This window comes from Corynebacterium meitnerae (assembly GCF_027570075.1).
Classification (GTDB): domain Bacteria; phylum Actinomycetota; class Actinomycetes; order Mycobacteriales; family Mycobacteriaceae; genus Corynebacterium; species Corynebacterium meitnerae.
Map to the genome: position 1 here is coordinate 39,784 of NZ_JAKMUS010000014.1, position 16,899 is coordinate 56,682.

The window sequence follows — 16,899 nt, forward strand, 5'->3', positions numbered from 1 at the left end:
GGCGACCTAAAAGGGATAGAAGAGGAGAAGAAGGCCCCTAGCCCGCGATGGCTGCGGACTTCTGGGCGATGGCCAGCTCCTCATTCGTCGGCACGACCAGCACCTTGGTGGCGGAGTCGTCCGTGGAGATGATGCGGGCTCCGGAGCCTTCCTCGTTCTTGGCCGGGTCGAGCTTGATGCCAAAGCCTTCGAGGTTGGCCAGGGCATCGGCACGCACCTGGGCGGCGTTCTCGCCGACACCGGCGGTGAAGGTGATGGCGTCGACGCGTCCCAGGCCGATCATGTAGGCGCCGATGTAGCGGCGGAGGCGGTGGACGTAGACGTCGTAGGCCAGCTTGGCCTTCTTGTCGCCGTCGGCGATGCGGGCGTTGATCTCACGGAAGTCGTTCGCACCGGCCAGGCCCTTGAGGCCGGAGCGGCGGTTGAGCAGGTCATCGATGTCGTCGATGCTCATGCCGGCGGTGCGGTAGAGGTGGAAGATCACGCCCGGGTCGATGTCACCGGAACGGGTGCCCATGACCAGGCCTTCGAGCGGGGTGAGGCCCATGGAGGTGTCCACCGGCTTACCGCCGCGCACGGCGGAGACGGAAGCACCGTTGCCGATGTGGAGGACGATCTGGTTGGTCTCCTCCGGCGCCTTGCCAATCAGGCCCGGCACCTGGGAGGACACGAACTCGTGGGAGGTGCCGTGGAAGCCGTAGCGGCGGATCTGGTGCTCCCGCGCCAGGTCTTCATCAATCGCGTAGTGGGCGGCACCGTCCGGCAGGTCGCCGAAGAAGCCGGTATCGAACACGGCGACGTGTGGGATGTCCGGCAGGAGTGCGCGGGCAACGTCGATGCCGTCGATGTTCGCCGGGTTGTGCAACGGGGCGAGGGGGATGAGTTGGCGGATTTGGTCGACAACGGAGTCGTCGATAAGCACGGGCTCGCCGAATGTCTGACCACCGTGCACGACGCGGTGACCGACGGCGATGATGTGCATCTGCGTCGGGCCAACGCCGTTGGCGTCCAACATGGCGATGGCCAGCTGCAGGCCGCCGCGGTGGTCACGGATGGGCATGGTGGAGCCCACTTCGCGGCCTTCGATCTGGATGCGGATGTTGCCCTTCGGCTCACCGATCTGCTCCACCAGGCCGGACACGAACGGGGTGTCCGAGGCGGAGGCTTCGGGGTCCACGATCTGGAATTTGATCGAGGAGGAACCGGAGTTGAGAACGAGGACGTAAGACATGTTTATTCTCCTTGTGCCTGGATAGCCGTGATAGCCACCGTGTTAACAATGTCGGGGACCGTCGCACCACGCGACAGGTCGTTGACGGGTTTGTTCAGACCCTGCAGGATCGGGCCCACTGCCAACGCGTCGGCGGTGCGCTGCGCGATCTTGTAGCCGGCATTGCCTGCTTCAAGGTCAGGGAAGATGAAGACGTTGGCCTCACCAGCCACCGGGGAATCGGGGGCCTTCTTCTTGCCCACACCCGGGTCGCACGCGGCGTCAAATTGCAGCGGGCCATCCACAGCGAGGGACGAATCCAGCTCGCGCGCCTTCGCCGTTGCCTCGACCGCGCGGTCCACGTCCGGGCCGGAGCCGGAGGTGCCGGTGGAGTAGGACAGGATGGCCACCTTCGGGTCAATGCCGAACTGGGCTGCGGTCTTGGCGGATACGGCAGCGATCTCACCGATCTGCTCCGCCGTCGGGTTCGGGTTCACCGCACAGTCACCGAAGGCCCACAGGCGGCCACGCATGACCATGAGGAAGATGGAGGACACCACGGATGCGCCCGGCACGGTTTTGATGATCTGGAAGGACGGCTTAATCGTGTGCGCCGTCGTGTTCGCAGCTCCGGAGACCATGCCGTCTGCCAGACCCTTGTGCACCATCATTGTGGCGAAGTAGGAGATGTCCTTCATGGTCTCCCTCGCCTCATCCAGGGTGATACCCTTGGACTTGCGCAGTTCTGCGAAGTCCGCGGCGAACTCCTCCAGCAGGTCCGAGTTCAGGTGGTCAATGATGTTCACGCCGGCCAGGTTGAGGCCCAGGCTGTCCGCGCGGCGCTGGATGTCCTCCGCCACGCCAAGGATGGTGATGTCAGCGACGCCCTGCGCGAGCAGCTGGTGCGCGGCCTGCAGAATGCGATCGTCCTCACCCTCCGGCAGGACGATGTGTTTGCGGTCCGCCTTCGCGCGGGTGAGGAGCCAGTGTTCAAAAACAGCGGCGGACATGATGGGCTCAGTCTCCGTCTCCAGCGCCTGCGCAAGGGTGTGCTTATCGACGCTCTCTGCAACCCCCGCCACCGTCGCCCCCAGCTGCGCGATACGCGCCTCGGCGCGCTCCGCCGCAACGGGGCAAGCACTGACGATAAGGAGGGGGATACCGAGGGCGGATGCCGCATCAGCGTCAAAGTTGTAATCCCCGGAGCCCTGCACCAGCGTGTCCCCGGTGAGCAGTTCAGCTGCCACGATGGCGGCGACGTCCGCCTCCTGATCAGCGAGCTTGACGAGGTTCAGGTTGGTCTCCGCAGCGAGCCCCTCAATGTCAATGCCATCGAAGGTCCGGCCGACTGTGGTGATCAGGACGGACTTGTTAGCCATGCGTTTCCTTTCATGTCACAAAGGCAGTGCTCCCAGTCTAACTGTGTATGGGGGACCACGCTGGGGGTTTACTGTGTGCTTTTTCACTCACCCCACCCATATGGGACCCCCGTCCCCTGAAGACCACTCGGTGCGAATTTAATAGACTGCTTAGTCTAGACTTATTTGCCTGAGGCGCTATGATGTCCGATAGCACAAGAAACTATCCTTATCTCCGATAAAACAAGGATGCACAGGAAAAAGATGACCACAGACAACACTGCACCCTCCGCCCAGACCGATTCCCTCCGCGTTGCCGTCGTCGGCTCCGGCCCCGCCGGCATTTACGCTTCTGACCTTCTGGTCAAATCCGACCTGGCCAAGAACGGCACCGAGGTCCGCGTGGACCTGTTTGAGCGCATGCCGGCCCCCTTCGGCCTGATCCGCTACGGCGTGGCGCCGGACCACCCGCGCATCAAAGGCATTATTAAATCCCTGCACAACGTGATGGATAAGCCGGAGATCCGCCTGCTGGGCAACGTGGATGTGGGCAATGACATCACGGTGGAGGAGCTGCAGGAGTACTACGACGCAGTAGTCTTTGCCACCGGCGCTGTGGCTGACCGCGACCTGAATGTCCCGGGCGCGGACCTAGACGGCCACTTTGGTGCCGGCGAGTTCGTAGGCTTCTACGACGGCAACCCGAACTTTGAGCGCAACTGGGACCTCACGGCGGAGAAGATCGCCATCGTCGGCGTGGGCAACGTCGCCCTGGACATCGCCCGCGTGCTGGCTAAGACCGCGGATGAGCTCAAGGTGACGGAGATCCCCGACAACGTCTACGACAACCTGAACGCATCCGCTGCCAAGGAGATCCACGTCTTCGGCCGCCGTGGCCCCGCCCAGGCGAAGTTCTCCCCGCTGGAGCTCAAGGAGCTGGACCACTCGGACACCATTGAGGTCATCGTGGATCCGGAGGATATTGATTATGACGAGGCGTCGGAGCAGGCTCGTCGCGAAGCAAAAAGCGTCGACCTCGTCTGCCAGACCCTCGAAGGCTACGCGATGCGCGACCCGAAGGGCGCCCCGCACAAGCTGTTCATCCACTTCTTCGAGTCCCCGGTGGAGATTCTCGGCGACGACAACGGCAAGGTCACCGGCTTTGTCACCGAACGCACCGAACTGGACGGCAAGGGCGGCGTGACCCTGACCGGCAAGACCACCACCTGGGATGTCCAGGCGGTGTACCGCGCCGTCGGCTACCGCTCTGACGCTGTCAAGGGTGTGCCTTTCGACGACCTCCGTGCCGTCATCCCCAACGACGAAGGCCACGTGCTCACCGAATTCGGCGGCGACATCGTCCCCGGTCTGTACGCCACCGGCTGGATTAAGCGTGGACCTATCGGACTTATTGGCAACACCAAATCCGATGCGAAGGACACCACCACCATGCTGCTGGAGGACTTCACCTCCGGCCGCCTCACCCCCACCGCTCACCGCAACGACCAGGCCATCCTCGACCTGCTCGCCGACAAGGGCATCAAGGTGACCACCTGGGACGGCTGGCACAACCTCGACGCCGCCGAACGCGCCCTTGGCGAGGCCGAAGGCCGCGAACGCAAGAAGATCGTCGAGTGGGACGACATGGTCAACGCCTCCCACCCGGAGTAAAGCGCCAAAACCCCACTCCCCCACGAGCTCCCGGGCCCGCCACGGTTTGAACTGGTACCCGGGAGTTTCTGCTTTCAGTAGCGCTCAATCCGCCGCGGCACTGCCCACATCATTCACACCAGCTGCACCACCCACACCACATAAGTTTGCCAAACTCCCGTTTTTCGCGACGAAAACAGCCTTTTTAGGCCTATTTGGCAAACTTAGGTGTTACTAGTGTGACTTCTCCCGCCCCCAGCGACACCCCCAAACAGACGCCAGGCAGGCACAGAAAAACCGCCGCCCACCCCATCCCCTTTTCAGGGACAGAATGAGCGGCGGCTAAATCACACGGCCAAGCGGCTTACGCCACCTCACCGCAGGGAACCTAGAAGGAACCCTTAGTTGTTGCCCTCTTCAGAAGAAGCATCCTGATCACCGGACTGGTCCTCAGAACCGGTACCCGGCTGCTCCGGAGCAGGTGCCTCTTCGGACGGCTTGGAGCTACCCTCCTTCGAGGATCCGCCCTTGTCGTCCTCGCCTTCCTTCTTATCGGAGGAACCGTTCTCACCCGGCTTGATGGAGGATCCGTTCTCGCCCTCCTGCTTGCCGGAAGAACCCTCACCGATCTTGCCGATGGAGGAGGACAGACCATTGTCACCCTCAACGAGGTCCTTGTTCGACGGGCCACACTTGGTAGCAATCGTTGCAATCGCAGCGATACCGTACGCCAGGGCGGCGAGACCAGCCAGCACCTGACCCAGGTTTGCACCCGCACCCTTCAGGCGAGCGTCGAACTCAGCAGCAGCACGAGCCAGGTTCGGATCCAGGATGCCCAGCTGACGCTGCAGCGCCGTGTTCATGTCACGGACCTGCTGATCAAGCTGTGCCTGGAATGCCTGCAGACCCGGGATTGCGGCCTGTGCAGCGATGCCCAGCGGGATCAGAGCCAGCAGCGGCAGACCGAAGCCCAGCAGGGACTCGGTGCAGCCCTTGCGCTGCGAAGAGCTGATCGGCTTCTCGACGATCTTCACAGTGAAGTCATCGACCTTATTGCCGTCCTTGTCCTTGACGGTCACCTTGATCTCGTTACCGACCTCGGCATCGTCATTCGGTGTCACCTTGATGTCACCGTTCGGAAGAAGCTCAGCGGTGCCCGGACCTTCAACCTCAACCGTGGAGTCTTCCGGAACCGTGAAGCCATCTTCCTTAGGAACCGTGACGGACTCCTTCGGATAGGTTTCCTTGTCCTTCCACGGATCAACGATCTCGACAACAACCTTGTCAAGTTCGTTGCCGTCCTTGTCCTTGACGGTCACCGTGATCTTGTCACCAGGCTTGGCGTTCTCACCCGGGGTGACAGTGATGGAACCATCATCGTTGATCTTGGCGGTGCCAGGACCTTCAACCTCAACCGTGGCGCCCTCCGGAACCTCACCAGAACCATCCGTCTTCGGAATCGTCACAGGAGCATCCGGAGTCGTCTTACCGTCCTCCCACTGCGGGACATCCACGATCTCGACAACAACCTTGTCAAGTTCGTTGCCGTCCTTGTCCTTGACAATCACCGTGATCTTGTCACCAGGCTTAGCGTTCTCACCCGGAGTCACAGTGATGGAGCCATCCTCGTTAATCTTGGCGGTGCCGTTATCATCGCCACCTTCAACCTCAACCGTGGCGCCTTCCGGAACCTCACCAGAATCATCCGTCTTCGGAATAGTCACAGGAGCATCCGGAGTGGTCTTCGTGTCTTCCCACTGCGGACCATCCACGATCTCGACAACAATCCTGTCGATCTCGTTGCCGTCCTTGTCCTTGACAATCACCGTGATCTTGTCACCAGGCTTCGCATTCTCACCCGGGGTGACAGTGATGGAGCCATCCTCGTTGATCTTGGCGGTGCCGTTATCATCGCCACCTTCAACCTCAACCGTGGCGCCTTCCGGAACATCACCAGAACCATCCGTCTTCGGAATCGTCACAGGAGCATTCGGAGTCGTCTTACCGTCCTCCCACTCAGGGTGCTTGCCAAGGTTGAACTTCGCAGTCGTGTTGTCCTCAGAGTTATCCGGGTACTTGACAACGACCGGAACTTCAATCGTCTTAGGCGTTTGATCCGTGATCTTGTCCTTATCGGTAGTCACGGTGACAACACCGGTGTTCGGGTCGACGGTGGCGGTGTAGCCTTCCGGAGCCTTGAAGTCACCCGGAATAGAGAACTTGGACTTCTCCGGAATCTCAACCTTCTTGTCAGTCGGCTTGCCGTCCTTGCCCTGCTCATAGAAGTCCGGAGTTGACTCAGCCTTGCCACCCGGGAGGACGGTCTTGTCCTCGTACTTCGGCTCAAACTGACCGTTCTGGTTCGGAACCTTCGGGTTGGTGTCCTTCTCGATCTCCTCGGTATCCGGCGTGCCGTCACCGTCATCATCCGGGTCCTCGACATCAGGCGTGCCGTCACCATCGGTGTCCAGCTTGAAGTTTGCCTTCGTCTTATCACCGGAACCATCCGGGTACTCAACGTTGACCGGAACATCGAAGTCTTCGACAGTGTCCTTGTTGAGCTTGTCCTTATCGACGGTCACGGTGATCACACCGGTGTTCTTGTCGATGTTGACGGTGTAGCCATCCGGAGCCTTGAAGTCATCCGGAATGGAGAACTTGGAGTTCGGCGGAATCTCAACCTTCTTATCAGTCGGTTCACCGTGCTCATCCTGCTCGAAGAACGTCGGCGTGGACGTGTTCTCCTTGTTCGGATCAACAAGAGTGTCCTCGTACTTCGGCTCAACCTTGTCAGCATCGCGCTTAGCGGTCAGAACGAACGGAGCAGTAGCCGTAGCGACCGTCTTGTCCTCGTAGGTGACCTTCACCGGCACGTCAAGGCTAGCCTTCGTCGGAGCATCCTTCGGGAAGGTAACAGAGACCTCACCCGTAGCCGCGTCAACCTCGACGGTGTAACCCTCGGGAGCCGTAAAGCCCTCCGCGAGCTCGAACTTCGTCGGCTTCTTCTTCGGATCCTGTTTCGTCAACTCATCAGCCGTGAGCTTCTCGGTGTCAGTGGTCGCCGTGTTGTCGAAAGTCGGAGCCTTCGACTTCGCGGGCTTACCGATCTCTTTAGCCTCAGTCTTTTCATAGAGTGGCTGCCAGCCGACCAAAACCGTGAATGCATCAGCGGCAATCGCGCTGCCTCGCGCCCCAGTCTCCTTGTTGACCGGGTACAGGTACGCGGTAAACGTCGTCGTGGACTTGATGCCATCCGGGAAGATCTCCTTGTCACCAGTATCCAACTGGCAGGACTCGATGGTGCCGGGTGCCTTTGGAGACTCAGGAGCACAGGTCTTCACAACCTTGCCGGTGTTACCGTCTACCCACTCGATCTGGTACTGCAGACCCTCAGCCCACGTGATCGGCAAGCCACCCGTCTTGGTATCAGCCTTGTCACCCGGCTTGGCCGGGTTCTTGTGGGTGTCGTACTCGAGCACATCAAAAACGGTGTAGTCCGAGTACACAATGTGACGGTTCTCCAGGAGGTACGGCTCACCTGCACCGAGAACAAAGCCACCAGCCCACTTGCCCTCACCGTTGAACGTGTACTGGTCACGCGGCAGGAAGGAGTTGTTGTAGAACGGCGTGAACTGGCCAAACCCCTCAGTCTCCTCGGTGGAGAAGAACAGCCAATCCCAGTTCACGTGCTTCGGCAGGTTATCCCCGCCACGGCCCGTCCTGTTCTTCTCCCAGCTACCGTAGTCAGCAGTAGGAGCAACCTGACCAAACAAGCTGTAAGCGTTGTGCTTCGACTTGTCTGGGAAGATCACCTCAGCACCGTTGTCACGAGCAAGGTCGGTGTAGATCAGCGCGCCGTCATCATAACCACGGTCAACTTCTGCACCGATGGTCACTCGGCGGCCAAAGGTGCCCTTGAACTGGAGGTTGTAGAAGCCATCGCTACCGACGGTAGCTTCAGCGGTCTCGGCAATCCACTTATCCTTGCCCTCTTCGGCCATCTTGCGCTTGATCCAGTTCTGCAGCGCAACCTCGTTACGGTTGGTCCAACCGCTGCCACGGATCTCCTTAAACCCAAGATCATTCGCAGCCTTTTCCTTGATCTGGTTGACCGCGTAGTCAGACAGATAGGAGCCGTAAACCTTCATACCCGTTGCCGGCACATCGGCGCCATCGAACTTGTTCAACAGGTTCGGAGTGAACGCACCCTGGGAGTACCACAAGTGCCAGAAAAGGTGACCCCTGATCTGGCCAGGACCATTGCCAACCACGGGGTTCTGAGCAGCATCATCACGGTGCATCACATCATGGCGGATCTTCTCACCGAACGCGAAACGCACATTAGTCACGCGGTCGGGCCCAACGAGCCAGCCCATGGTGTGAATCGTGTCATAAGTCGCCTCTTCAGGGCCGAGGCCACCAAACCGGTAGCCGTACAGCTGCGTGAAGTTCTCCGGATCCGGGTTGTCTGCCCACACACGGATCTTCTCGTACTGCGGACCATTCGGGTCCGCATCGAACTTCACAACCTCGCCCTTGGCGTTATTGAAGGGCTTCATATTGATGGTGTAACGGCCATCTGCGCGAGTGACAGCGGTGTACACCGGCGAGGTCACACCACCCTTCTCAGTCCACTGAGCGTAGACGCGGACACCTTCCATCGGAATCGGCTGCCACGGATCAGGGGTGCCCGGATGGACATTGAAATCACCATCGCGCTGGTGAATGATGTAACCCTCGATCGACTCGTTGGTGCCCTGCGGGGCGCCCGACTCGATCGCACCCTCCATTGGTGGCCCAGGGGTGAAGGTGTAGCGCTGCTCATCCACCACAGACTGGTAGACACCGTCAGCATTCTTGCCCGGGTACTTGACGCCATTACCTGCGTCATTCGGCTGGCCAGCCTGGTCCGGCGTACCAGCAACCGCTGCCGGCACAGCCGCCGGGTTCACAACCGGCTGCGCAAATGGCGCGACCAGCGCCACGGAAAGCGCCGCAGCCGCGATGGATGTGCCGCGGCGGCGGGCGATGTTCTTAATGTTCATGTTTTCCTTCCAGAGACAGTGAACGTTGTATGAAATTCCGGGCCATACCACGAGCATTAAGCGGGACGGCATGGTCCATGCATGAGATGCGTCAGCAAAACACAGGTTCCATTTCGCTAACCACAATGTTTCTCATTACTATAGAAACTATCAGCGTCAAGAAAATGTCTCCACCCCCAAAGCTCCAAAATGCTTCTCGACGCCCACCCCATTAGTCACATCGGAAACAAACCGCAGATGAGAGGTATAGACATTGAAGTGAATGAATTTTGCCACACCCCCTATTTTGGTGGCTTCCCCCGCAACCGATGAGCCCCTTGGTGGTAGCTGGGACGAGTTCAGGAGGGATGAAGGGGTTTGACAGGGAGGCGTCGATAAGCATTTTGAGGCATAGAAAAACCGCCACCCACCCCATCCCCTTCTCAGGGACAAAGTGGGCGGCGGCTAAATCACACGGCCAGGCGGCTTGCGCCGCCCCACCGCAGGGAACCTAGAAGGAACCTTTAGTTCTCTTCAGTCGGGTCGGCAACCTCAGCCGGAACGGAAGGCTCATCGCCTTCAGTCGGCTCGGTAACCTCAGTCGGCTCAACCGGGGTGGTCGGCTCGTCGGTCGGCTTGGAGCTGCCCTCCTTCGAGGAGCCCTCCTTACCTTCCTGGCCCTCCTTCTTGTTGGAGGACCCGTTCTCACCCGGCTTCAGGGAGCTGGAGAAGTCCAGCTTGGAGTCACGCTTGTTCGGGTTGCTCGGATCACAAGCGGACGCAATCGTTGCAATCGCAGCGATGCCGTAGCCCAGGAGCGCCAGACCAGCCAGAACCTGACCCAGGTTTGCACCCGCACCCTTCAGGCGAGCATCAAACTCAGCAGCAGCACGAGCCATGTTCGGATCCAGGATGCCCAGCTGACGCTGCAGAGCCGTGTTCATGTCACGGATCTGCTGGTCAACCTGAGCCTGGAATGCCTGAAGGCCCGGGATAGCAGCCTGGGTAGCAATACCCAGCGGAATCAGAGCCAGCAGCGGCAGACCGAAGCCCAGCAGGGACTCGGTGCAGCCCTTACGGCTGGAGAACTCGTGGGAGTTGATGGTCACCTCAATGGTGTCGATGACCTTGCCCTTCGGGTCCTTAACAACAACCTTGATCGTGTCACCCGGCTTCGCATCCTTACCCGGCGTGAAGGTGATGGAGCCATCGTCGTTGATCTTGGCAGTGCCGTTGTCGTCGCCACCTTCAACCACAGCCTCGGCACCGTCCGTCACCTTGAAGTCCGGATCCTTCTTAATGGTCGTCTCCGTCCCCGGAGTGGTCGACGCATCCTTCCACGGATCAACAACGGTGACCGTGACATCATCGATCTTGCCCTCGGAGTCAGTGACCTTCACGACAATCTTGTCGCCCGGCTTCGCATCCTCGTTCGGGGTGACCGTGATGGAGCCATCGTCGTTGATCGTGGCGGTACCAGGACCCTCAGTGGTCACCTCGGTGCCCTCCGGAACCTCGCCAGAGTCATCCTTCTTCGGGATGTTCACTTCGTAGCCCGGTGCGCCCGAGGCGTCGTCCCACTCAGGGAGCTGAATTGCCGGATCCAACGGCGTCGGCTTGTTGTCCTCGCCATCGAACGGGTTGCGGCAGTTCTCAATCTCGGTCTTGTTGTCCATGCCGTCGCCGTCCCAGTCGTTGCTCTCAGCCAGCGGCTTACCGTCGGCGTCGACAAGCTGGAACTTCACAGGAATGTTCTCCTGCTTGCTGCCACCCGGGTAGAACTCAGCGTCCACCGTGGTGGATGCCTCAAACTGAGCCTTGAGGGTCTCGATGATCTTGTCCACCTGTGCCGGGTCAACCTGGCCAGGCTTGCACTCGTCGCCGATGATGTTCTTACGAACCTCTTCGAAACGCTTTGTCAGCTTGTCCTTCGTGACCTTGGCGGTCACTTCACCAGTCTTCTCATCGGGATCACCAATGGTCCACAGGCCGTCGTGAGTCTCCTGCTTCGGCTTACCGTCCTCACCCTTAGCGGTGGTGTACTTCGTGCCTTCAGGGGCATCGGTCTTGCCGTCTTCGGTCTTCGGCGCAGCCTTGATGTCAGAATCGACCTGGCCCTTGCCGCCCTCGTAGACGACGCCGTAGTCGCCGACAACAGTGACCGTCACGGTCTCCTCATCGGTGGAACCATCCGGGTAGGTGACCTTCACCGGAACGGTGACCTTGTCACCCGGCTTCGTGCCTTCCGGCGGGGTGACAACAACCTTGTCACCATCCTTGACCTCAACCTTCCAGTCATTGCCCGACTGGTCCTTGACAGTGTCCGGGACCTCAACCTTGGAGCCCTCCGGCAGCTTGTCACCCTCGTTCGGGATCTCAACCGGCGCGTTCGGCTTGGTCTCAGAGTTCTGCCAATCCGGGGTGGTCTTGATGGCGTCATTGCCATCGTTGGTCGGGTCGCCATCCTTGTCATCGTCATTCTGGACGGTGACAGTGAAACGCTCGATGTCCTGGGAGCCATCCGGGTAGTCAACGGTAACCCAGATCGTGGACTTCTCACCGGTGCTTGCGTCAGCCGGCGGCGTGACAGTGATCGTGCCGTCGTCCTTGGTTTCTACCTTCCAACCCTGATCGGAAACAGCAGTGACCGTGGAGCCCTCTGGGAGCTTCTCGCCCGTGTTCGGGACCTCAACCGGAGTATCAGCCGGGGTCTTGGAGTTCTTCCAGGACGGCTGAACGTCGTCTGCAACACCAGACTCGCCGTTGTCCTTCGGCTCATCAAGCGTAACCGTAACAGAGACCTCTACCTCATCGGTGCTGCCATCCGGGTAGGTGACCTTCACCGGGACGGTGATCTTGTCGCCCGGCTTCGCATCCTTAGGAACCGGGACGGTGATGGAACCGTCCTCGTTGACCTCCACACCCTTAGGAGCATCCTTGCCCTTCTCGAACTTGGTGCCCTCAGGTGCGTCGACGTCATTGCCGTTGCTGTCCTTGAAGACAGGCTTGTCAACCTTGACGTCCTCGCCCGGCTTACCGGTGCCGTCCTTGTACTCCGGCTCGAAGTTCTCATTGTCCGGGAGCCCCACAGTGACGGTGGCATCCGTGTAGTCCACAGAGCCATCCGGGTAGGTCACCTTGACCGGAACAGTGATGTCCGTGTGCGGCTGAGCATCCTTCGGAACCTTAACGGTGATGGAGCCATCCTCGTTGACCTTTACGTCACGCTTACGCAGTTCCTTCTGCTCGCCGTCCTCAGTGGTGTACGTCGGCTTCTTGTTGCCATCGAGCTCGTACTTGGTGCCTGCGGGCTCCTCAGCAGGGTTATCCGTCGGCTCACCGTTCTCGTCGGCTTCCTTGAACTCCGGCTTCTTAACCTTGGCATCCTGCCCAGGCTGACCAGAACCAGGCGTGTACTCCGGCACAAGCTTGTCAGAGTGACGGTCGGTCGACTCAACGACGAAGCGTGCAGTACCAGTTGCGGTCGTGCCGTCCTTGTAGGTGACCTTCACCGGCACCTCAACGCTGTCCTTGTTGGCTGCATCCGCAGGGAAGGTTACGGAAACCTCACCGGTCTTCGGATCAACCTTGATGGCATCCTTAGCGAAGCCCTCCGGAGCCTCAAAGCCCTTCGGCAGCTCGAACTTAGTCGCTTCCTTGGTAGCGTCCTGGTTCTTCAGCTCTTCAGCGCTGAGCTTCTCAACGTCATCGGTCTCCGTGTTATCGAAAGTCGGAGCCTGGGACTTCGCTTCCTCGCCAGGCTTAGCCTTGGTCTCCTCGTAATGTGGCTGCCAACCGACCAGCACCGTGAAGGAGTCGGCTGCGATCGCTTGGCCGCGCTCCTTGGTTTCCTTGTTGACCGGGTAGAGGTATGCCGTAAACGTAGTCGTAGTCTCAACACCGGTGGTGTCGAGCTGGCAGGACGGGATAGTACCGTTTGCCTCCGGGGACACAGGGTCACAGGTCTTAGCAACCTCACCGGTCTCACCGTTGACCCACTCGATCTGGTACTGCAGGCCTTCAACCCAATCCGTGGGCAGGCCAGCGGTTTCAGTCTCGACCTTGGCGCCCGGCTTGGCCGGATTCTCGCGGGTGTCGTACTCGAGCACGTCAAAGACGGTGTAGTCGGAGTAAATGACGTGACGGTTGGCCAGCAGGTAAGGCTCGCCAGCGCCGTAGACAAGGCCACCTGCCCACTTGCCGTCACCGTTGAACACGTACTTGCTGCGGTGCAGGAAGGAGTTGTTGTAGAACGGCGTGAACTGACCAAGGCCCTTGGTCTCCTCCGTGGAGAAGAACAGCCAATCCCAGTTCACGTGCTTCGGCAGATTCTTGCCACCACGACCGGTCTTATTCTTCACCCAGCTGCCGTAGTCAGCTGAAGGCGCGACCTGACCGTACAGGCTGTAAGCATTGTGCTTGGAACCATCAGGGAAGATAGCCTCAGCGCCGTTGTCACGGGCCAGATCGGTGTAACGCAGGGCTTTATCGTCGTAGCCACGGTTAACGGTACCGTTGGTCATTCGGCGGCCAAAGGTTCCCTTGAACTGCAGGGTGTAGTCGCCCTTGCTGTCGACGGTGGCTTCAGCGGTCTCAGCGATCCACTTGTCCTTGCCCTCTTCGGCCATCTTGCGCTTGATCCAGTTCTGCAGCGCAGTCTCGTTACGGTTCGTCCAACCACGACCACGGATCTCGTCGAACCCAAGATCAATCGCAGCCTTCTCGTTGATCTGCTCAACTGCGTAGTCAGACAGGTAGGAGCCGTAAACCTTCATGCCCGTTGCCGGCACATCAGCACCGTTCTTCAGGTTCAGCAGGTTCGGGGTGAACGCACCCTGAGTGTGGTACAGGTGCCAGAACAGCTGTCCGCGGATCTGGCCAGGACCATTGCCAACCGCTGGGTTCTCATCAGCCTTATCACGGTGCATCACGTCATGGTGAGTCTTCTCACCAAAGGCAAAGCGCACGTTGGTCACGCGGTCCGAGCCGACATACCAGCCCATGCCGCCCGGGGTGTCGTAGGTGTTGCCGTTCGGGCCCATGTGGCCGAAGTTGTAGCCGTACAGCTGGGTGAAGTTATCCGGATCCGGGTTATCCACCCACACACGGATCTTCTCGTACTGCGGGCCATTCGGGTCCGCATCGAACTTGACTACCTCGCCCTTCGCATTAGTGAAGGACTTCATCTTGATGGTGTAGTAACCATCCTCACGGGTAACAGCGGTGTACACCGGCGAGGTAACACCACCCTTCTCAGTCCACTGAGCGTAAACGCGAACGCCAGCCATCGGGATTGGCTTCCATGGGTCACGGGTACCCGGGTAAACCGACACGTCACCATTGCGCTGGTGAATGACGTAGCCCTCAATGGACTGATTGGTCCCCTTCGGCGCGTCAGCCTGGATCACGTTCTTACCCTTCGGCTCCCCCGGGGTGAAGGTGTAACGCTGCTCATCCACCACAGACTGGTAGGCGCCCTCGGCGTTCTCGCCTGGGTACTTGACACCGTTACCAGCATCATTCGGCTGACCAGCCTCATCCGGCGTACCAGCAACCGCAGCAGGCACAGCAGACGGGTTCATTACCGGCTGCACCACCGGAGCGACCAGCGCCACGGAGAGAGCTGCTGCCGCAATGGATGTACCGCGGCGGCGAGCATTGTTCTTGATGTTCATGTTTTCCTTCCAAAGACATTGAACGTTGTATGGAATTGCGGACCACACCATGGGGCGTTAAGCGGAACGGCATAGCCCGTACATGAGATGCGCCGGCGTCATTCAGTCAGAACTGCGGGCGCAATAAGTTTTCTCACAATTAACGAAAGTATCAGTGTCAATTAATTGTTTCCAATTAAATTAGTTTTGCGCTTACTTACAAAACTATTTTGACAACAACACTGCATTGTAATTGCAGGTCAAAGGCCTCGGAAGAATACGAATATTCCTCCTATCACCTAATATTGGGGGGGCATATCTATACAATTAAAACTTCCTTAGAAACTATCAGAAAACTATTAGGCTTAAGCCTTATTTCCACTTATATCGTCGTTTATTTCACTTTTACTCAACAATGCAAAAACCACAGCTGCCCTCCCCTTTTTGGGAGAGAACAGCTGTGGTTTCTGTTGTCCTAGCCTCTCTCAGCTGAGGCTAGGAAGCGATCACTGGTGTATTAGTTAGCGGGATTCTCCTCAACCTCTGCATCAGCAACCTCTGCATCAGCATCAGCAGCCTGCGGCGCATCGTTGTTTTCCTCAACGCCTGGTGCCGGCTGCTCCGGCTCCGGGACAACCTCAGCGTCAGTCTGGCGGGAGCTTCCCTCGGTCTGACCCGAGGACCCCTTCTCGCCTTCCTGCTCACTGGAGGAACCTTCGCCGGTCTTACCGAATGCGCTGGAGAAGTCGAGCTTGGAGTCACGCTTCTCCGGGTTCTTCGGATCACAGGTGGTAGCAATGGTCACGATTGCAGCGACACCGTATGCCAGTACCGCGAGACCAGCGAGAACCTGACCCAGGTTAGCGCCAGCACCCTGCAGACGAGCATTGAAGTCAGCAGCAGCACGTGCCATGTTCGGATCCAGGATGCCCATCTGACGCTGCAGCGCAGTGTTCATGTCCTGAATCTGCTGGTTCACCTGAGCCTGGAAGCTCTGCAGACCCGGGATAGCAGCCTGCATTGCAATGCCCAGCGGGATGAGAGCCAGCAGCGGGATACCGAAGCCCAGGAGGGACTCCGTGCAGCCCTTACGGCTGGAGAACTCGTGGGAGTTGATGGTCACCTCAATGGTGTCGATGACCTTGCCGTTCGGGTCCTTGACCTCAACGACAATCTTGTCTCCAACCTTCGCCTCCGGCGTCGGTGTGACCGTGATCTTGCCGTTCTCGTCGATCTCAGCCTTGCCCGGCCCCGAGGTCACATCGACCGTGGTACCCGGAGTGAAGTCACCCGAGTCCTGGGTCTTGTTGATGTCCACGGACTCGCCCGGAACCGTCGTCGCGTTATCCCATGCCGGGTACTTGAAGCTCGGCTCCAGCTCAGTCGCATTCTCAACATCAGTTTTGTCGAACGGGTTGGAGCAGTTCTGGATTTCTTCGACGTTGGATACGCCGTCGCCATCCCAGTCCTCATTCTCGGCCAGCGGCTTACCGTCGGCGTCGACAAGCGTGAACGTTGCCTCAACCTGCTGCTTGTCCTCCGGAGTGAAGGTGACATCAACCGCGGACTTCGCGTTGAACAGCTGCGCGAACTTCTTAAGGAAGTCCTTCGCATCCTGCTCAGTGATCACAGCGCCGTCCTCGCACTTCTTGCCAAAGGCCTTGTCGCGCTCGGAGATGTAACGGTCCTTCAGTGCCTTGGAGTCAACCTTGGCAGTGATCTTGCCGTCCTGAGCCGGGTCGCTGATCGTCCAGAGACCATCGTGGGTCTCCTTCTTGCCCGCCGCGTACGTGGTGTCCGCAGGAGCTTCATGCTTACCGACGTTCTTCGGCTCCGCAACAATATCCTCGCCAACCTTGCCCGTGGCCGGGTCGTACTTCACGGCGTAGTCACCGATAGCAGTGACCGTGACAGTCACCTCATCGGTAGAACCATCCGGGTAAGTCACAACAACCGGAACCTCAATCTTGGTACCAGGCGTTGCATCCTCAGGAACCTTAACG

At 59.2% G+C, this 16,899-nt stretch carries 6 protein-coding genes; 1 reads left to right on the forward strand and 5 read right to left on the reverse strand.

Annotated elements, in window-relative coordinates; translation table 11 throughout:
- Positions 1-37 precede the first annotated feature (37 nt).
- Positions 38-1,231, reverse strand: a complete 1,194-nt coding sequence (locus L8U60_RS08800; RefSeq protein ID WP_269965997.1) for an acetate kinase — start codon at positions 1,229-1,231, stop codon at positions 38-40.
- A gap of 2 nt (positions 1,232-1,233) precedes the next feature.
- A complete protein-coding gene (pta, locus tag L8U60_RS08805) occupies positions 1,234-2,589 on the reverse strand; it encodes a phosphate acetyltransferase (RefSeq protein ID WP_269965998.1) in 1,356 nt (451 codons plus the stop codon).
- 243 nt (positions 2,590-2,832) lie between these two features.
- On the opposite strand from pta, the gene L8U60_RS08810 reads away from it, so the two are divergent.
- A complete protein-coding gene (locus tag L8U60_RS08810; protein WP_269965999.1) occupies positions 2,833-4,239 on the forward strand; it encodes an FAD-dependent oxidoreductase in 1,407 nt (468 codons plus the stop codon).
- 380 nt (positions 4,240-4,619) lie between these two features.
- Here L8U60_RS08810 and L8U60_RS08815 read toward each other — a convergent pair whose 3' ends face one another.
- From L8U60_RS08815 to L8U60_RS08825, 3 genes are all read right to left on the reverse strand, one after another.
- Positions 4,620-9,263: a YPDG domain-containing protein gene (locus tag L8U60_RS08815; protein WP_269966000.1), complete on the reverse strand. Its 4,644-nt coding sequence runs from the start codon at positions 9,261-9,263 to the stop codon at positions 4,620-4,622.
- A gap of 503 nt (positions 9,264-9,766) precedes the next feature.
- Positions 9,767-14,917: a YPDG domain-containing protein gene (locus tag L8U60_RS08820; RefSeq protein ID WP_269966001.1), complete on the reverse strand. Its 5,151-nt coding sequence runs from the start codon at positions 14,915-14,917 to the stop codon at positions 9,767-9,769.
- A 496-nt stretch (positions 14,918-15,413) separates the two neighbouring features.
- On the reverse strand, positions 15,414-16,899 hold a 1,486-nt coding region (locus L8U60_RS08825; RefSeq protein WP_269966002.1), incomplete at its 5' end, for a Rib/alpha-like domain-containing protein.